Annotated in this window: 15 protein-coding genes; 7 read left to right on the top strand and 8 right to left on the bottom strand. The window is 70.3% G+C overall.

Annotated elements, in window-relative coordinates:
- The coding region (locus O3Q52_RS29030; RefSeq protein ID WP_269651655.1) for an MFS transporter at positions 1–779 on the top strand (779 nt) is incomplete at its 5' end.
- A gap of 135 nt (positions 780–914) precedes the next feature.
- Here O3Q52_RS29030 and O3Q52_RS29025 read toward each other — a convergent pair.
- From O3Q52_RS29025 to O3Q52_RS28995, 7 genes are all read right to left on the bottom strand, one after another.
- Positions 915–2,015 (bottom strand): calcium:proton antiporter, encoded by a 1,101-nt coding sequence (locus O3Q52_RS29025; RefSeq protein ID WP_269651654.1) that lies wholly within the window; start codon positions 2,013–2,015, stop codon positions 915–917.
- Positions 2,016–2,086: 71 nt separating this feature from the next.
- Positions 2,087–2,389: a hypothetical protein gene (locus O3Q52_RS29020; RefSeq protein ID WP_269651653.1), complete on the bottom strand. Its 303-nt coding sequence runs from the start codon at positions 2,387–2,389 to the stop codon at positions 2,087–2,089.
- A gap of 131 nt (positions 2,390–2,520) precedes the next feature.
- Positions 2,521–3,522, bottom strand: coding sequence for a TerC family protein (locus O3Q52_RS29015; RefSeq protein WP_269651652.1), 1,002 nt, complete (start codon positions 3,520–3,522; stop codon positions 2,521–2,523).
- A 287-nt stretch (positions 3,523–3,809) separates the two neighbouring features.
- Positions 3,810–5,846 carry a TerD family protein gene (locus tag O3Q52_RS29010; protein WP_269651651.1) on the bottom strand — a complete coding sequence of 679 codons (2,037 nt, stop codon included), beginning with the start codon at positions 5,844–5,846 and terminating at the stop codon, positions 3,810–3,812.
- A 45-nt stretch (positions 5,847–5,891) separates the two neighbouring features.
- The gene (locus O3Q52_RS29005) at positions 5,892–6,470 is read right to left on the bottom strand and encodes a TerD family protein (RefSeq protein WP_055615261.1); all 579 of its coding nucleotides are present in this window, start codon (positions 6,468–6,470) and stop codon (positions 5,892–5,894) included.
- Positions 6,471–7,114: 644 nt separating this feature from the next.
- Positions 7,115–9,244: an excinuclease ABC subunit UvrB gene (gene uvrB / locus O3Q52_RS29000; RefSeq protein ID WP_269651650.1), complete on the bottom strand. Its 2,130-nt coding sequence runs from the start codon at positions 9,242–9,244 to the stop codon at positions 7,115–7,117.
- Positions 9,245–9,284: 40 nt separating this feature from the next.
- The gene (locus O3Q52_RS28995) at positions 9,285–10,148 is read right to left on the bottom strand and encodes an MHYT domain-containing protein (protein WP_269651649.1); all 864 of its coding nucleotides are present in this window, start codon (positions 10,146–10,148) and stop codon (positions 9,285–9,287) included.
- A gap of 277 nt (positions 10,149–10,425) precedes the next feature.
- On the opposite strand from O3Q52_RS28995, the gene O3Q52_RS28990 reads away from it, so the two are divergent.
- The 4 genes from O3Q52_RS28990 to fdhA all read left to right on the top strand — a co-directional run bounded on the left by O3Q52_RS28990 (position 10,426) and on the right by fdhA (position 14,803).
- Complete coding sequence (locus O3Q52_RS28990; RefSeq protein ID WP_269651648.1) at positions 10,426–11,301, top strand: glycerophosphodiester phosphodiesterase family protein; 876 nt, start codon at positions 10,426–10,428, stop codon at positions 11,299–11,301.
- Between the two features lie 91 nt (positions 11,302–11,392).
- On the top strand, positions 11,393–11,947 hold the full coding sequence (locus O3Q52_RS28985) for a methylated-DNA--[protein]-cysteine S-methyltransferase (protein WP_269651647.1): 555 nt from the start codon (positions 11,393–11,395) through the stop codon (positions 11,945–11,947).
- A 204-nt stretch (positions 11,948–12,151) separates the two neighbouring features.
- On the top strand, positions 12,152–13,459 hold the full coding sequence (locus O3Q52_RS28980; protein ID WP_269651646.1) for an MFS transporter: 1,308 nt from the start codon (positions 12,152–12,154) through the stop codon (positions 13,457–13,459).
- A gap of 117 nt (positions 13,460–13,576) precedes the next feature.
- Positions 13,577–14,803 carry a formaldehyde dehydrogenase, glutathione-independent gene (fdhA, locus tag O3Q52_RS28975; protein WP_269651645.1) on the top strand — a complete coding sequence of 409 codons (1,227 nt, stop codon included), beginning with the start codon at positions 13,577–13,579 and terminating at the stop codon, positions 14,801–14,803.
- Between the two features lie 110 nt (positions 14,804–14,913).
- On the opposite strand, the gene O3Q52_RS28970 is transcribed toward fdhA, so the two are convergent.
- Positions 14,914–15,342 (bottom strand): VOC family protein, encoded by a 429-nt coding sequence (locus tag O3Q52_RS28970; RefSeq protein ID WP_269651644.1) that lies wholly within the window; start codon positions 15,340–15,342, stop codon positions 14,914–14,916.
- Between the two features lie 99 nt (positions 15,343–15,441).
- On the opposite strand from O3Q52_RS28970, the gene O3Q52_RS28965 reads away from it, so the two are divergent.
- A complete protein-coding gene (locus O3Q52_RS28965; protein WP_269651643.1) occupies positions 15,442–16,347 on the top strand; it encodes a pseudouridine-5'-phosphate glycosidase in 906 nt (301 codons plus the stop codon).
- Complete coding sequence (locus O3Q52_RS28960; protein WP_269651642.1) at positions 16,344–17,297, top strand: carbohydrate kinase family protein; 954 nt, start codon at positions 16,344–16,346, stop codon at positions 17,295–17,297. Before O3Q52_RS28965 ends, O3Q52_RS28960 begins: the two co-directional genes overlap by 4 nt.
- Positions 17,298–17,387 lie beyond the last annotated feature (90 nt).

The following is a 17,387-nucleotide window of genomic DNA, read 5'->3' as shown; positions in this document are numbered from 1 at the left end:
TGTCGGCGTCCCTCTCCGACGCACAGCTCGCGAGCTGGGGATGGCGGGTGCCGTTCTGGGCGGCGGGCGTGCTCGCGGCGGCGGGGCTGTGGCTGCGCTCCTCCCTGACGGAGAGCCCCCAGTTCCTCGAACTGCGCGAGCACGCGCGCGTGCCGCTCGCCGAGGTCGTGCGCGAGCACTGGCGGCTCGTCCTGCTGACGGCGGGGGCGCTCGCGATCGGATACGCGGTGTTCTACGCGGTGACGACCTGGTCCCTCGCCTACGCGACCGAGAGGCTCGGGGTGAGCCGTACGGTGATGCTGGCCTGCATCATGGCGGCCGTCGTGGTGAAGGGCGCGCTGACTCCCCTGGTGGCGATTCTCGGCGACCGCTACGGACGGCGGCCGCTGTGCCTCGCGGGCTGCGCGGCCACCACCCTGTGGATGTTCCCGATGATCGCGCTGCTGTCGACGGGCGAGCCGCTGCTGATGTTCCTCGGATTCCTGGTTGCGCTGATCGCGTTCGTGACGATGTTCGGCGTGATCGCCGCGTATCTGCCGGAGCTGTACGAGCCGCGGGTGCGGTGCACCGGTGCGGCCGTGGGCTACAACCTGGGCGGTGTGCTCGGGGGCGCGCTCACGCCGATCGTGGCCACGGCGGTCGCGGAGCAGAGCGGGCGGGTTCCCTGGGGCGTGGCCGCCTATCTGACGGGCATCGCGCTGCTCAGCCTGGGGTGCTTCGCGTTGCTGCCGGAGACTCGGCCGGTGGCTGTTGTGGCCCCGGAGCCGGCCACGGGGTGAGCCCTCGTTGGGTTCACTGATACGCCCAAGAGCTCGGAAGACAGGTTCCGTGGCGAGTGCGGGATGTCTGTGGCTGGTCGCGCAGTTCCCCGCGCCCCTTCGGGGCCCTGGCCCGGCGCCCACGGACATGCTGGCCTACGGGTTGATCGCGAGTTCCAAGTAAGCCGCGAACAGGACCAGGTGGACGCCGCCCTGGAGTGGGGTGGCTCGGCCGGGGACCACGGTGAGGGAGCTGACCACCACGGTCAGGGCGAGCAGGACCATGTGGGTGGCGCCGAGGCCGAGGACGAGCGGGCCGGAGAGCCAGATGGAGGCGACGGCCACGGCGGGGATGGTGAGGCCGATGCTGGCCATCGCCGAGCCGAGGGCGAGGTTCAGGCTGGTCTGCACCCGGTCGCGGCGGGCGGAGCGCAGTGCGGCGATCGTCTCGGGGAGCAGGACGAGCAGGGCGATGATCACGCCGACCACGGAGTGCGGCATGCCGGCCGCCTCCACCCCGGACTCGATGGTGGGCGACACGCCCTTCGCGAGACCGACCACGCCGACGAGGGCCAGACCCAGGAGTCCCAGGCTGATGCCTGCGCTTCTGGAGGACGGGGCGTCGGCATGGTCGTCGGCGTCGATGACCTCGCCCTGCCGGGTGATGGGCAGGAAGTAGTCACGGTGCCGCACGGTCTGGGTCGCCACGAACAGGCCGTAGAGGACGAGCGAGGACAGGGCGGCGAAGGTGAGCTGGGCGGTGGAGAACTCGGGGCCCGGCTTGCTGGTGGTGAAGGTCGGCAGCACCAGGCTGAGCGTGGCCAGCGTCGCGACCGTGGCGAGGGCTGCGCCGGTGCCCTCCGCGTTGAAGACGGCGAGTCCGTGCCGCAGTGAGGCGACGAGCAGGCTGAGGCCGACGATGCCGTTGCAGGTGATCATCACGGCCGCGAAGACGGTGTCGCGGGCGAGTGTGGAGCTCTTGTCGCCGCCGTCCGCCATCAGGGTGACGATCAGCGCGACCTCGATGATCGTGACGGCGACGGCGAGGACCAGTGAGCCGAAGGGTTCGCCGACCCGGTGCGCGACGACCTCGGCGTGGTGGACGGCTGCCAGCACGGCCCCGGCCAGTACCAGCGTCACCACGGCGACGACGGCGCCGGGCAGATCGCGGCCCCAGGTGAAGACCAGCAGAACGACCGCCAGCGCGGGCACGACGGCCGTCCACTGTGTCAGGAGCGACCGGAGCCGAGCGATCATGCAGCGATCGTCGCAGAGGTGAACGGGCCCCGCACTCCGGTCGCGCGGGGCCTGTTCAGGCGGCGCATGGGCTACTTGAGCTCGCCCATCTCCCGTACGTCGCAGTTGGTGTAGACGCGCTCGCCGATGCACAGCGCGCCCAGTTGCTCCGCCAGCTTGGCCGTCTCGGGGTCGTCGCTGTTGCGCATGGCCTCCTCGTACGAATCGAATTCGATGAGGGCCAGATAGCGGCGGGGGTTGTCGCGGTCCTGCAGGAGCGTGTGGTGCGTGGGACCACCCGGGCTGCCGGCGTTGCGCTCCCCGGCTTGCTTGAGCAGCTGCTGCATCTCGTCCAGGCGCTCGGTCTCGAAGTCGATGATCTGCACGAACTTCATCGGTGTCTCCATCCGGCCACGGCGTCCCCGGGCCGGGAAACGCGCTCAGGAAACAAGCAAGCACCGGGAGCGGTGGTCGGCAATTCGCCGCGGGCCGCTCCCGGTGCTGGTTGTCTCTACGTCCGACGTGGTCAGGCCTCGATGCTGTCCTTCGGAGCGCCTTCGTCGTCGCTCTGCGCCGCCTCGGCCGCCGCCTGCTTCTTGGAGGCCATCAGGCTGGTGATCGTGGTGACCACCAGGACCGCGCAGATCACGCCGAGGGAGACCGGGGTGGAGATCTCCGGGACGCGGACGCCGGACTCGTGCAGCGCGTGCAGCACGAGCTTGACGCCGATGAAGCCGAGGATCACCGACAGGCCGTAGCTGAGGTGGACCAGCTTCCTCAGGAGTCCGCCGATCAGGAAGTACAGCTGCCGCAGACCCATCAGCGCGAACGCGTTGGCCGTGAAGACGATGTACGGGTCCTGCGTCAGGCCGAAGATCGCCGGGATCGAGTCGAGTGCGAAGAGCACGTCGGTGGTGCCGATCGCCAGCATGACGACCAGCATCGGCGTCATGACCCGCTTGCCGTTCTGCTGGATCCACAGCTTGGTGCCGTGGTAGCGGTCGGCGACTCCGAAGCGCTTCTCGGCGGCCTTGAGGAGCTTGTTCTCCTCCCAGTCCTCGTCCGACTCGTCGGCCCTTGCCTCCTGGATCAGCTTCCAGGCGGTGTAGATGAGGAACGCGCCGAAGATGTAGAACACCCACGCGAAGCTCGCGAGGATCGCGGCGCCCGCGGCGATGAATATCGCGCGCAGGACGAGGGCTATGAGCACACCGACCAGCAGCACCCGCTGCTGATACTGGGACGGCACCGAGAACTTCGCCATGATCAGGACGAAGACGAAGAGGTTGTCGACGCTCAGCGACTTCTCGGTGATGAAGCCGGCGAAGAACTCTCCCGAGGGCTGGCCGCCGGAGAAGACGAGCAGTCCGAGACCGAACAGCCCGGCCAGGACGATCCAGACGATCGTCCAGATTCCGGCTTCCTTGATTGATACGTCGTGCGGCTTGCGGCCGATGAAGAAATCGACCGCGATGAGGGCGGCGAGGCCCACGATCGTCAGGACCCAAAGGGTCACGGAAACATCCACTGCGCCTCCGGCAGTACGTAACGGCAAGTGTCAGCGTCGTCGCTGCCGGAGGTCTCTTCCACCCGATGCAGGTGGGGCGCGTGATGCGCCCGGTGCACTCGGGCCGACGCCCCGGGATCTGAACCAGATCCGTATTGACGGGTACGCCGCAGTAGGTAGGGAGTACTCCCCTCCGCACGGACGACAGTACCCCAATCACCAAGGAAAGGTAAAGAGATTGGTAAAAGAAGATCCAAAAGTGCTGGTCAGGCGACTTGAAGAACTCTTGGCAAAGGGTGCGCGGAGCCTCAGCGGTTCCAGGACCGGCGGGCCGCCGCAACCTGGGTGAGGACGTGCTGGAGCACCTGGCTGCCCGCCGGGACGCGCGAGGGATCGTAGGTCCACGCGTGTCCGACCCACGGGTCGGCGAGGTGGTCGTCGGGCGTGGGCGTGAGCCGGAGCAGCGAGCGCCACAGCGGGTCGAGCAGCGGCCCGTAGGCGGTGGCGTCCTCCCGGTCGGCGACCAGCATGAGGTGGACGCCGACGGCCGGGCCCTCGTCCGCGAGATAACGCAGCTGGGTCACGGCACGGTCGTCGAAGCCGTGCGGGAAGTCGTTGACGATCAGCAGTTGCTCGGCCGGGTCGAGGTCGGGCGGCAGGGAGTCGGCCGCGCCGCCGCGGATCGCCATCTGTACGAGATCGACGCGCTGCGTGAGCCGGGCCAGTACGTCGGTCACCCCGGCGGCACCGGTGGCGGGCGGGCCGTTGAGCACGCCGGTCTGCACGAGGGGCGCAAGGGACGAGGCGCCGGAGCCCGCCGGGTCGATGACATGCAGCGTGTACTCGCCTGCCGGGTAGACGGCGAGGAGCCGGGCCGCTATCGCCACAGCGGTGTCCATGCCGAGGCGGCGCAGGTCGTCGGAGTCGGCGATCGAGCCGTCGAATGATCCGGAGCGTCCGCTGTCGATCCACAGACCGCGCTCCAGCGGAAGCCGCACCAGCATCGGAATGCTCAGGCCCGCGCTCTCGGGCAGATGGAGGTCGCCCAGGCGCAGGGCCATGGGGATCTCCATCGGGACCCGGTAGCCGTGCCAGACGGGGTTGTCCCAGCGCGCGAAGGCGGGCGGCAGCGCGGGCTCGACGACCTCTGCCTCGGCGGTGAGCTGAGCGAGGTCGCGGTCGAGGGCCTCCCTGGCCCGGTCGATGAGCTGGGAGTGCTTGGCGCGAGCGGCCTCACGCGCCGCGTCGCCCTGTCCTCCGATGCGGCTGCGCGGGTCGGACAGGACCTTGTCGAGCTCCTGTTCCATCCGCGACTCGGCGAAGTCGACCGCACTGCGGTACGCGGCCGTGGCTCGGGCCAGGTCCTCGAACATGCCCCACACCTGGTTGTACAGGCGCTCCTCCATGGACCAGCCGGTCGCGTCGCCCGCGACGGGCTGCGCGGGCTGTCCCGGCTGGGCCGGGGGCGCTGTCGGCGGGGGCGGGGGAGGCGCGGCGGCCTGCCGTCCCGGGTGGCTGTAGTTGACGGGTCCGCCTGCTCCGGCGGGCTGGGTGACCGCGGACGGGTCCGGCTGTGCGGGTCCTCCGGGGTGGCCGCCCTGCGGTGTGGCGTGCCCGGGAGTGCCGGGCGCCGTGTGTCCGGGCCCGCCCGGGTGTCCGTGCGGCGGTGATACGTGGCCGGGGGCGCCCTGGGGTGTGGCTCCGCCCTGGTTCTGGCCGAGCGCCGGGGTCGCGGCGTGCCGCGAGCGGTCGCCCTCCGACGTCCGCGGCGGGGGTGCGGCCACCGAACGGGCGAGGCCCTGGGCGACCGCTTCGTTGATGCTGCCCGCGAGTTGGCGGGCCTGGGGCAGGCCCTGGTCGGCGAGGAGTTCGGCGAGGCCGCCCGCGTATCCCTGGCCCACGGCGCGGACCTTCCAGGCACCCTGCCTGCGGTAGAGCTCCAGTGCGACGACGGCCGACTCGGCGTCGAGCCCCGTGATCGTGTAGCTGGCGACCTCGGAGCCGTCGAGTCCGGTGACCGCGACGAAGGGCGCGGCGACGGAGCCGAACCTGAGCGGCCCGCTGCCTCCGGACGGCAGCGCGAGCATCACGCTGACCCGGTGCACCGACTCGGGCAGGGCATCCAGGTCGCACGCGAGGCGGTGGTCGGCCGCCGCCTGCTTGGAGACCTCGAGGCCGGGCAGAGTGGGTGAGCCCGGATGGGCCACCCACTCGACACCGTGCACCGTGCCCTGTTCGTCGCTGAGTGTGGCCCCGGCCACGATCGGTTTTCCGGCCGACACCCGGATCTCAAGTCGGGCCTGGGGCAGCGGGTGGTTCTGCCCCCGGACCAGCTCAGCCGTCATCGCCTTCGTTCCCCCTATGTACTCGTGCGCCGGGTGCCGGGCTGCCTACAGGTGCGGCAGGATCGCCGGCATCAGGTCCTGGAAGGTGCGGCCGTTGGCCGGCGTACCGAGAGCGGTCATCTGCCAGCCCGCGCCCGCACGGTGGACCTTCGCCATGATCTGCGCCGTGTACTGGCCGCCGCCGGCCAGCGTGTAGCGGGCCAGCTCCTGGCCGTTGGTCTCGTCGACCAGGCGGCAGAACGCGTCCTGCACCTCCTGGAAGGTCTGGCCCGTGAACGAGTTCACGGTGAAGACGATCTGGTCGATGTGGACCGGGATACGCGCGAGGTCGACGAGGATCGCCTCGTCGTCGCCGCCCTGGCCCACGCCGCCGACGAGGTTGTCACCGGTGTGGCGCACGGAGCCGTCGTCGCTGACGAGGTGGCGGAAGAACACCACGTCGACCGGCTGCTTGTCCGCGAACAGCACGGCGGACGCGTCGAGGTCGATCTCACGGGTGCGAGAGCCGAACAGGCCACGTCGCGGGGCGGCCTGCCAGCCGAGCCCCATGCGGACCGCGGTCAGCGTGCCTCCGTCGTTCTTCTGCAGACTGATGGCCTGACCCTTGGTCATGTTGACCGTCACGCGCTGTTCCCCTCTCGAACTGTCCCCTGTTGCCGCAGAGTCCTGCGGTTGACCAGCAACCCTACGCAGAGCCACTGACAGCGCCGAACCCTGGTGCACACTTTGTGTCGGTCTTGCAACACAGCGCGCCACTCCGGGTGTCAGACACCCCATGTCGTTTGGTGTCAAGCGGCGTGGGTGTGTTCGTGGTGCGACCAGGCGGTTGCCGGCCTGACGGAGGGCGGGGTTGTAGCCGGCCTCGCGTGCTCGCTGTTTGTCGTAGTAGCGGCGGGCGCCGGGGGAGGCGCGCAGGGCGGCGAACGCCTGCACGCCCTCGGACAGCCTCGCCGCAGCGAGTTTCCGGCCTGCCTCGTCCTGGACCTCGACGTCGTGATGGTCTTCGGCCCAGTCATCGCCGATCAGCAGCAACTTTCCCTCCTTGCACGGCACTTCGCTTCCTGCAGCCCGCGGAAGGCGGCGCGCGGCCTAATGGATCCAGTGCTCACGCCCCACTGCCCGGCGGGCACGCCACCCCATCAGCGGTCTGGCCTCCCGGCCGACCAGCAGGGGCACAGTCTGACACCAGAACTCGACTGCTTCCGGCGATGGAAGTGCTCACCTGCTGGCGGCTACGGCACCGAGTCTCTCCGACCCGGCAGCTCCCATTAGGCGATACCGGCTTCCTTCATCTGTCGCAGTTCCTTCTTCATCTCCGAGACCTCGTCACGCAACCTCGCGGCGATCTCGAACTGCAGGTTCGCGGCGGCCGCGCGCATCCGCTCCGTCATCTCCTCGATCTGCCCGGCGAGTTCCGCCGCGGGCCGGTCAGTCGGGACGGTCTCCTTGGCCTTGCCCTTGGCGGACTTGGCGGCCTTCGTGCCGAGCGCGGGCACGGGGGCCTTGGCGCTCTTGCCGTCCTTGGACTTGCGGTAGCCCGAGCCGAGCAGCTGCTCGGTGTCGACGTCCTCGCGGGCGATCTGCGCCACGATGTCGTTGATCTTCTTACGGAGGGGCTGCGGGTCGATGCCCCTCTCCGTGTTGTACGCGACCTGCTTCTCCCGGCGGCGGTTGGTCTCCTCGATGGCCTTCTCCATCGCCGGGGTGATCTTGTCGGCGTACATGTGGACCTGACCGGACACGTTGCGGGCGGCGCGGCCGATGGTCTGGATCAGGGAGGTGCCGGAGCGCAGGAAGCCCTCCTTGTCGGCGTCGAGGATCGACACCAGGGAGACCTCGGGCAGGTCGAGGCCCTCCCTGAGGAGGTTGATGCCGACGAGGACGTCGAACTCGCCGGCCCGCAGCTCGCGCAGCAGCTCGACCCGGCGCAGCGTGTCGACGTCGCTGTGCAGATAGCGGACCTGGATGCCCAGTTCGAGGAAGTAGTCGGTGAGGTCCTCGGCCATCTTCTTGGTGAGGGTGGTGACCAGGACGCGCTCGTCCTTCTCGGTGCGCTTGCGGATCTCGTGCACCAGGTCGTCGATCTGGCCCTCGGTGGGCTTGACGACGACCTCGGGGTCGATGAGGCCGGTGGGGCGGATGATCTGCTCGACGAAGCCGTCCCCGCGCGAGAGCTCGTACTTGCCCGGCGTCGCCGACAGGTAGACGGCCTGGCCGATGCGCTCCTGGAACTCCTCCCACTTCAGGGGGCGGTTGTCCAGGGCGGACGGCAGCCGGAAGCCGTGGTCGACGAGGGTGCGCTTACGGGAGGCGTCGCCCTCGTACATCGCGCCGATCTGCGGGACCGTGACGTGCGACTCGTCGATGACGAGCAGGAAGTCGTCCGGAAAGTAGTCGATCAGCGTGTTCGGCGGGGAGCCGGGCTCGCGTCCGTCGAAGTGCATCGAGTAGTTCTCTACGCCCGAGCAGGAGCCGATCTGGCGGAGCATTTCGAGGTCGTACGTCGTGCGCATCCGCAGCCGCTGGGCCTCCAGGAGCTTGCCCTGCTTCTCCAGCTCCGAGAGACGCTCGCCCAGTTCCTTCTCGATGTCGTTGGCGGCGCGCTCCAGGCGCTCGGGCCCCGCGACGTAGTGCGTGGCCGGGAAGATGTACAGCTGCTGGTCGTCGCTGATGATCTCGCCGGTGAGCGGGTGCAGCGTGGAGAGGGCCTCGATCTCGTCGCCGAACATCTCGATGCGGACGGCCAGCTCTTCGTAGACCGGGAAGATCTCGATGGTGTCGCCGCGGACGCGGAACGTGCCGCGGGTGAAGGCCAGGTCGTTGCGCGTGTACTGGATGTCGACGAAGCGGCGCAGGAGGTCGTCCCGGTCGATCTCGTCGCCGATCTTGAGGTTGACCATGCGGTCCACGTACTCCTGCGGCGTACCCAGGCCGTAGATGCAGGAGACCGAGGCGACCACGACGACGTCCCGGCGGGTGAGCAGCGAGTTGGTCGCGGAGTGGCGCAGGCGCTCCACCTCCTCGTTGATCGAGGAGTCCTTCTCGATGTAGGTGTCCGACTGCGGGACGTACGCCTCGGGCTGGTAGTAGTCGTAGTACGAGACGAAGTACTCGACGGCGTTGTTCGGCAGCAGCTCGCGGAACTCGTTGGCCAGCTGGGCGGCCAGCGTCTTGTTCGGTGCCATCACAAGAGTGGGGCGCTGGAGCTTCTCGATCATCCACGCGGTGGTGGCGGACTTGCCGGTGCCGGTCGCGCCGAGCAGGACCACGTCCTTCTCACCTGCGCGGATACGCCGCTCGAGGTCGGCGATGGCAGCGGGCTGGTCGCCGCTGGGCTGGTAGGGGCTGACGACCTCGAAGGGCGCCACCGTGCGTTCGATCTTGGATACGGGCCGCATGGGTTCCACCGTACGACCCCGCACTGACAACGGGGTCGCGTCACCAGTTCTGCGGGGTGCGGGAGCCGGTGCGCCGGGAGCTCCGGCGCGGGCCGGGCACGGACCGGCGGCCGGTGTGACGGACGGTGTGGGCCGGGATGCCGGGCTTCTGCTCGGCGGGGCTCCAGTCGGGCTTGCCCATGACCATCAGCGGGTCGAACATCACGACGACGCCGGCCAGCAGCAGGAAGGCCAGCGGGCCGACCATCAGGGGGGCCAGCAGGGTCGCGGGGGATTCCCCGGACGGGGTGCTGGCGGCGCCGTGCAGATGGACGTTGAGGGCGGCCATGCCGGTGTAGTGCATGCCGCTGACGGCGAGACCCATGACGAGGCTCGCGCCCACGCTCCACATGAAGCCGCGGACCTGACCCGCCGCCCACAGGGCCGCGATCGCGGCGACGACGGCTATGACGACCGAGGCGGAAACGGTGAAGGTGTTGTACTCGAGCCTTCCGTTGAGTCGCATTCCGGCCATACCCAGGTAGTGCATCGAGGCGATACCCAGGCCGGTGATGGTGCCCCCTGTGAACAGGGCCGTTCCGGAGGCTCCCTTGTAGCCGACGATGAAGATTCCGATACCGACCATGACGATCGCGACGCCGAGGCTCGCGAACGTCGTCAGTTTGTCGTAACGGACCGGGGTTTCCTGGACGGAGAAACCCATCATCGCGATGAAGTGCATGGTCCATATGCCGGAACCGATCGCCGCCGAGCCGAGGGCGAGCCAGCCCGGTCGCCAGGAGCGGGTGACGAGCATCGATCTCGTGGTGCAGCGCAGACCGAGCGCTCCACCGAGGCAGGCCATCAGGTACGCCACCAGCGGCGTGACGAGTCCGTAGCTGAATCCGTCGATCGTGCCCTGCATGCGCGGTTGCCCTTCCGCCCTGTTCAGTCCCGGAAATTCGTGAGATGCCCCCGTCCCAGGACCGCCACGGCGGTCAGGGTTGACGCAGAGAGTATGACTCGCCCCGGAACGCTCGAACGATTTTCCGGCAAAGAATCACGGCCTTGCCGCACTTGTGCGGCACGCGTGATCGGACATGGGCAACTCCATTCAATCTGTGGCCATCCTGCACCCCCCTACTGTTGACCCTCTGCTGTCACTCTAGGACGGTCCGTGAACACAGACGCAAGGAGTACGCATGCACGCGCGCGCTGCCGCCGCCACGACCACCGCGCTCCTGGGAGCCGCTGTCGTTGTTCTCCCCGCACCCACCGCCCACGCCGCGCCGGACACCGACCGGACTCAGGTGATCGCCCACCGCGGCGCCTCGGCCTACGCCCCCGAGAACACCCTGGCCGCCATCGACAAGGCCGACGACCTCGGGTTCCGCTGGGTCGAGAACGACGTCCAGCGCACCAAGGACGGCGAGCTCGTGGTGATCCACGACGACAGTCTGACCCGCACGACCGACGTCGAGGAGGTCTTCCCCGGGCGGGCCCCCTGGAAGGTCAAGGACTTCACGGCAGCGGAGATCGCGCGCCTCGACGCGGGCAGCTGGTTCAGCCCCCGGTTCGCGGGCGCGCGCGTACCGACCCTGACGCAGTACATGAACCGGGTTTCACGCAATCACCAGAAGCTCGTCCTGGAGATCAAGAATCCCGCGCTCTACCCGGGCATCGAGCGGGAGACCCTCAAGGTCCTCAGCAACGAGGGCTGGCTCGGTCCGGCCCACGTTCGGAGCAAGCTGGTCGTACAGAGTTTCAGCGCGGACAGCATTCGGGCCGTGCGCGCGCTGAGGCCGGACATCAAGACGGGCTTCCTGGGTACGCCATCGGTCGCGGAGCTGCCCGCGTACGCGCGGTTCGCCGACCAGATCAACTCGTCGCACACCACGATCTCCCTCGACTACGTCACCGCGATCCACGCGCTCGAAGGACCGCACGGCAAGCCGCTGGAGATCTCCACCTGGACCGTCGACACCGCAGAGGACGCGCGGCGCGTCGCGGGCTTCGGCGTGGACGGCATCATCACGAACAAGCCGGACGTGGTGCGGGAGGCACTGAACGAGCGCTGAACCCGCCTGCACCAGCTCCCGCCGGTGGCACGGACGCTCGCATGCGTCCGTGCCACCGGCGTTGTCAGTGGTGCGCCGTACCGTGGAGCGCATGGACAGCCATGGGCAGAACGAGCAGCGAGTGGTGTGGGCCGTCATCGACAGCGACATCGGTCCGCTGCTGCTGGCCGCGACCGGCGAAGGCCTGGTCAGCGTCGGTTTCCACGCCACGGACGCGGTGCGCGACAAGACCCTCGACCGGCTCGGATCCCGGTTCGGCACGGACCCCGTCGAGGCACCGGAGTCCCCGCTCCTGGCCGAGGCGATACGTCAGATCGCGGCGTACTTCGCGGGCGAGCGCAAGGACTTCGAGCTGCCGCTGGACTGGTCCCTGATCTCCGGGTTCAACCGCCAGGTGCTGCGCGAGCTGGCGTCCGGCGTTCCGTACGGCTCCGTGGTGGGGTACGGCGACCTGGCCCGGCGGGTCGGCCAGCCGGGGGCGGCCCAGGCCGTGGGCATGGCCATGGGCGCCAATCCGCTGCCGGTCGTCGTGCCGTGCCACCGGGTGGTGGAGAGTGACGGCGGGATCGGCGGGTTCGGGGGCGGCCTGGAGACCAAGCGGAAGCTGCTGGCGCTGGAAGGGGTGCTGCCGGAGCCGTTGTTCTGAGGGGGCCTCGGTGCTGAGGATGACTCCGTGATGAAGGTGCCTCCGCGATGAGGGGTGCCTCGAAGCGCTCGGAAGTGGGGGCGCGGCCGCTGTTGTCGTGAGGGTGTCCTGAGCTCAGGACAAGGGGGAGGATGCGCCGGTGACCACATCGATCATCCGCGGGCATGTGTCCGAAATGGCGCGGTCCGCAGGGCCAGGCACCGTATGCCCGTTCGACTGCGGCGCCCCGGGCCGGTCTCGGTGACCGCCGTCGAGCGGCCGGTCGCCGGGCCTGTCGACGCGGAGGCACTGCCGGCTCTGCGGCGCCGGATATCCGCCGTGCTCGTCGCCAGCCAGATCCTCGGCGGGCTCGGTGTGGCCACGGGCATCGCGCTCGCGGTCGTACTGGCCCAGAAGGTCGCCGGCACCGAGTCGTTGGCCGGGCTGGCACCCACCGCGACGGTCACGGGGACGGCCGTGCTCTCCGTGCCGCTCGCAGCGCTGATGACCGCGCGCGGCCGTCGGCCGGGGCTCGTGCTGGCGTACCTCATCGGAGCGTTGGGGGCGGGGATCGTCGTGGTCGCCGCGGCGATGGACAACTTTCCGCTGTTGCTGCTCGGCATGGCGGGGTTCGGCGCGGCCTCGTCCGCGAATCTGCAGGCGCGGTTCGCGGCCGCGGACCTGGCGGAGCCGCAGCGGCGGGCACGGGCCATCTCGAACGTCGTGTGGGCCACGACGATCGGCGCGGTCCTCGGCCCCAACATCGCCGCGCCCGCCGGTCGCAGCGTCTCCGGACTCGGCATACCGGAGGCGGCGGGCCCCTTCCTCTGGGCGGCCGGGGTCTTCCTCATATCGGCGCTCCTGGTCGCGGTGCTGCTGCGGCCCGACCCACTGCTCACCGCGCGTGCGCTGGCGCCGGTCGAGGAACAGTCCCCCGCCGCCCGTTCCATCCGGGCCGGGGCGGCCGCCGTCCGGGCCTCGCCGCGGGCCCGGCTGGCCCTCGTGACCGTGGCCGTCTCGCACACGGCGATGGTGTCGGTCATGTCGATGACACCGGTCGACCTCGGTCACCACGGCGCGAGCATCGATCTGATCGGGCTGGTCATCAGCATCCACATCGCGGGCATGTTCGCGTTCTCGCCCGTCATGGGCCGACTGGCCGACCGGTTCGGACGGCCGGCGGTGATCGGCCTTGCCGTGGGGCTGCTGGCCTGCGCGGCGCTGCTCGCGGGCACGGCGGGCGCCAGTCACACGCAGACCGCCGCCGGGCTCTTCCTGCTGGGTCTCGGCTGGTCGGCCGGTCTCGTCTCCGGCTCCGCGCTCCTGACGGACTCCGTGCCGCAACCCGCGCGCGCCGCCGCACAGGGCCTGTCCGACCTCACCATGAACACCGCGGCGGGTCTCGGCGGCGCGGCGGCCGGCCTCGTCGTCGCCCAGGCGAGCTACGGCTGGCTGAACCTCGTCGCCGCCTGTCTGCTGCTGCCGCTCGGCGCCCTGGCCCTGTTCACGCGGGGCCGGCCCGCCACCTCGTGACGTAGCCATCGAGACCCGCGCGAAGGCTGGCCGGAACGGTGCGGCGGTAGCAGACTCCGCCATGCGCACAGCCACTGGCATCCGAAGTCACGGGGGCCGAAGGGACGGCGATCACGTATGAGCGGAAACCGGGCAGTCGCGTATCTCAAGCCGGGCGCGGTGGAAGTCAGGACCATCGACTACCCGACGCTCGAACTGCAGGACGGGCCAGGGGTGGCGTCCGCGAACATCGGCCGCAAGTGCCGGCACGGAGTCATCCTCAAGGTGCTCGCCAGCAACATCTGCGGCAGCGACCAGCACATGGTGCGCGGCCGGACGACAGCGCCCGAGGGGCTCGTCCTCGGGCACGAAATCACCGGGGAGGTCGTGGAGCGAGGCCCGGACGTCGAGTTCGTCGAGGTCGGGGACATCGTCTCGGTGCCGTTCAACATCGCATGCGGACGGTGCCGCAACTGCAAGGAACGCAAGACCGGCATCTGTCTGAACGTCAACCCGGCCCGCCCCGGGGCGGCCTACGGCTATGTCGACATGGGCGGCTGGGCCGGCGGCCAGGCGGAGTACGCCATGGTCCCGTACGCGGACTTCAACCTGCTGCGGTTCCCGGACCGGGACCAGGCGCGCGAGAAGCTCCTCGATCTGACCATGCTGTCGGACATCTTCCCGACCGGGTTCCACGGTGCGGTGACCGCGGGCGCCGGGGTCGGCTCGACGGTGTACGTCGCCGGGGCGGGGCCGGTCGGTCTCGCGGCCGCGGCGTCGGCGCAGCTGCTGGGCGCCGCCGTCGTCATCGTCGGCGACCTGAACGCCGAACGTCTCGCGCAGGCCAGGAGTTTCGGCTGCGAGACGGTCGACGTCAGCCGGGGCGACGTGGGCGAGCAGATCGACCAGCTCCTGGGTGAGCCGGAGGTTGACGTGGCCGTCGACGCGGTCGGTTTCGAGGCGCGGGCCCACGGTCCCGACGCCCCGGAGGCACCCGCCACGGTCCTCAACTCGCTGATGGGCATCACGCGCGCGGGTGGCGCGCTCGGCATTCCGGGCCTGTACGTCACGGACGACCCCGGCGGGATCGACCAGGACGCGCGGACCGGGACGCTGAAGGTGCGGCTCGGTCTGGGGTGGGCGAAGAGCCACCGCTTCACGACCGGTCAGTGTCCGGTGATGCAGTACCACCGGGGCCTGATGAAGGCGATCCTTCATGAGCGGGTGCACATCGCCAAGGCCGTCAACGCGACGGTGATCGGCCTGGAGGACGCTCCGCGCGGCTACGCCGAGTTCGACCAGGGCGCCAGCCGCAAGTACGTCCTCGACCCGCATGGGGCACTGAACGGAGCGAGGCCTGTCTGAGCGAGCCCGGAAGGCCGAAGGGGTGTCCACGCGCGCGTGGACACCCCTTTCCCCGGTCCGATCCCCCGGCCCGAATCACCGAGCCCGGGAGCCGCTCTCGGACCTGAGAGCTAGTCGTAGTGCCGCGCTTCGAAGACGTTCCCGTCCGGGTCCCGGAAGTAGAAGCTCCGCTTCGCCTTTCCGCAGGCGCCGTACGCGTCGTGGGTGAAGTCCGAGAGGGGGACGGCACGCTCCTCCAGGCGGGCGCGGAGAGCGTCGAAGTCCTCGCCCGGGAGGGACAGGCAGACGTGGTTGACCGGATGGCCCGCGCTGGCGGCCGCGTCGGGGACGACGTCCATGCGAGGGGCCATTGTCAGGGGCGCGAGGTCGAAGATGGTCTCCTCGTTGAGGCGCACGGAGGGGAAGGCCGCCTTCCCCGCGGCGAACTCGGTGACCCTGATGGGCTCAAGGCCCAGCGCCTTCTCGTAGAAGTCGGCCGAGGCCACGGGGTCGCGTACCCAGAGGACGACATGGTCGAGACGTGTCGAGTTGTCCGTCATGGCCTCAGGCTGCTGTCCCGTTGTGCCGGTCGCAAGGGTTTGGCCGGGCGCGTCGCCCGCCAGGGATGAGGGGAGAACCGACAGACAGGAGGCACGCGCGTGCTGGTGGTTTCCGAAGAGGTACGGGAGGCGCTCGCCGCGGGGCGGCCCGTGGTGGCACTGGAGTCCACGATCATCGCGCACGGGCTGCCGCGTCCGCGCAATCTCCAGGTGGCACTGGAGCTGGAGGACGTCGTACGCCAGGAGGGTGCCGTTCCCGCGACGATCGCCGTGCTCGACGGGCAGCCCCACGTGGGTCTCGACAAGGAGCAGCTGGAGCGGGTCGCCAACGAGGACGGCATCCGCAAGCTCGGGCATCGCGATCTGCCGCTCGCGGTCGCCGCGGGGGTCAGCGGGGCGACCACGGTGTCCGCGACCGCGCTGCTGGCCGCGCAGGCGGGCGTTCGGGTGTTCGCGACGGGCGGGCTCGGCGGCGTGCACCGGGAGTGGACGGTGACGCAGGACGAGTCCGCCGATCTGGGGCTACTGGCCCGCACCCGGATCACGGTGGTGTGCGCGGGGGTGAAGTCGATCCTGGATGTGCCGGCGACCCTGCAGCGGCTGGAGACGCTGGGGGTCGCGGTCGCCGGATACGGGACAACGCGCTTCCCCGGCTTCTATCTGTCCGACTCGGGTCACCCGGTGGACTGGACCCTGGAGTCGCCCGGCGAGGTCGCGGCCGTCATGCGTGCGCAGGACGCGCTCGACGGGCCCGAGTCGGCGCTGATCGTCGCCAACCCGGTGCCGGAGGCGGAGCAGCTCGATCCCGAGCTCCACGCGCGCGTGCTGGCCGACGCGCTGAACGCGTGCGAGGCGGAGGACGTTAGCGGCCAGGCGGTGACACCGTTCCTCCTCGGCTACCTGGTGCGACACACCGAGGGGGCGTCGCTGAGCGCCAATCTGGCGGCGGTACGCGGCAACGTACGGCTCGCGGGACGGATCGCGGCGGCCTGGGCAGGCGCGTGACCGGGGCGAGCGGCCCCAACTGGGCTCCCGGCGAGGCTCCCGGGGCTCCAGGCGGGGCTCTCCTGGTCGTCGGCGACGTCGTCACGGATGTCGTCGCCCGGCACCGTGGGCCGCTCGCGTCCGGCACCGACACGGCCGCCGCCGTCCGGACCGTGCCGGGCGGCGCGGGTGCCAACGTCGCGTGCTGGGCGGCCCGCCGGGACGGCACGGAGGTACGGCTGCTCGGCAAGGTGGGCATGGACTCCGCCGCGTGGCACGAGCGCGAGCTGGCCACTTCGGGAGTGCGCCCCCTCCTGGTCATCGACCCCGAGGCGCCGACCGGGACGGTGATCTGTCTGGTGGACACGGGCGCTTCGGCGGAGCGCACCTTCCTCACGGACAGCGGCGCGTCCATGAGGCTCGCCCCCGGCGACTGGTCGGAGTCGCTGCTGGACGGTGTCGCCCGACTGCATCTGTCGGGCTATCTGCTCTTCTCCGAGCCGAGCCGTGCGCTGGTGGCGGTGGCGCTGGAGTCGGCACGCGCGCGTGGGGTGCCGGTGAGCGTGGATCCCGCGTCGGCGGGGTTCCTCGCGGAGCTGGGGGTGGCCCGCTTCCTCGCGCTCACCGAGGGCATCGACGTCCTGCTGCCGAGCCGGGACGAGGCCTGCCTGCTGACCGGTCTGCCCGATCCGGCGGACGCGGCGGCCAAGTTGAGCCGCCACGTCCCGCTGGTGGTCGTCAAACAGGGCGGGGCCGGAGCGCTGGTCGCCCGGTCGGGGGAGGTCCGGGCCCGGGTTCCGGCGGTGCCCGCGACCGCGGTCGACACCACGGGTGCCGGGGACGCCTTCACCGGCGCCTTCCTGGCCGCGCTCCTCGCGGGCACCCGGCCGGAGAAAGCCGCCGAGGAAGGGTGCCGGGCCGGGGCACGCGCGGTGGAACAGGTGGGCGGGAGGCCGACGACGAACACGTAGGCCTCCCGGGCCCGCGGGCCGCTCCGGACCGACGCGGGCCGCCCCGACCACCGCGGGCCGGCTACGAAGGCGTGAGCGTCCGAGGCCCGC

This window comes from Streptomyces sp. ActVer (genome assembly GCF_027270795.1).
GTDB classification, from domain to species: Bacteria; Actinomycetota; Actinomycetes; order Streptomycetales; family Streptomycetaceae; genus Streptomyces; species Streptomyces umbrinus_A.
This window is presented reverse-complemented; position numbering and strand designations above follow the sequence as displayed.

Bases quoted from the DNA above. Each gene is read 5' to 3' on its own strand.
- O3Q52_RS29020 (WP_269651653.1), bottom strand. From the start codon at position 2,389: ATGAAGTTCGTGCAGATCATCGACTTCGAGACCGAGCGCCTGGACGAG.
- O3Q52_RS28980 (WP_269651646.1), top strand. From the start codon at position 12,152: ATGCCCGTTCGACTGCGGCGCCCCGGGCCGGTCTCGGTGACCGCCGTC.
- O3Q52_RS29025 (WP_269651654.1), bottom strand. From the start codon at position 2,015: ATGATCGCTCGGCTCCGGTCGCTCCTGACACAGTGGACGGCCGTCGTG.
- fdhA (WP_269651645.1), top strand. From the start codon at position 13,577: ATGAGCGGAAACCGGGCAGTCGCGTATCTCAAGCCGGGCGCGGTGGAA.
- O3Q52_RS28995 (WP_269651649.1), bottom strand. From the start codon at position 10,148: ATGCAGGGCACGATCGACGGATTCAGCTACGGACTCGTCACGCCGCTG.
- O3Q52_RS29010 (WP_269651651.1), bottom strand. From the start codon at position 5,846: ATGACGGCTGAGCTGGTCCGGGGGCAGAACCACCCGCTGCCCCAGGCC.
- O3Q52_RS28985 (WP_269651647.1), top strand. From the start codon at position 11,393: ATGGACAGCCATGGGCAGAACGAGCAGCGAGTGGTGTGGGCCGTCATC.
- O3Q52_RS28990 (WP_269651648.1), top strand. From the start codon at position 10,426: ATGCACGCGCGCGCTGCCGCCGCCACGACCACCGCGCTCCTGGGAGCC.
- O3Q52_RS28970 (WP_269651644.1), bottom strand. From the start codon at position 15,342: ATGACGGACAACTCGACACGTCTCGACCATGTCGTCCTCTGGGTACGC.
- uvrB (WP_269651650.1), bottom strand. From the start codon at position 9,244: ATGCGGCCCGTATCCAAGATCGAACGCACGGTGGCGCCCTTCGAGGTC.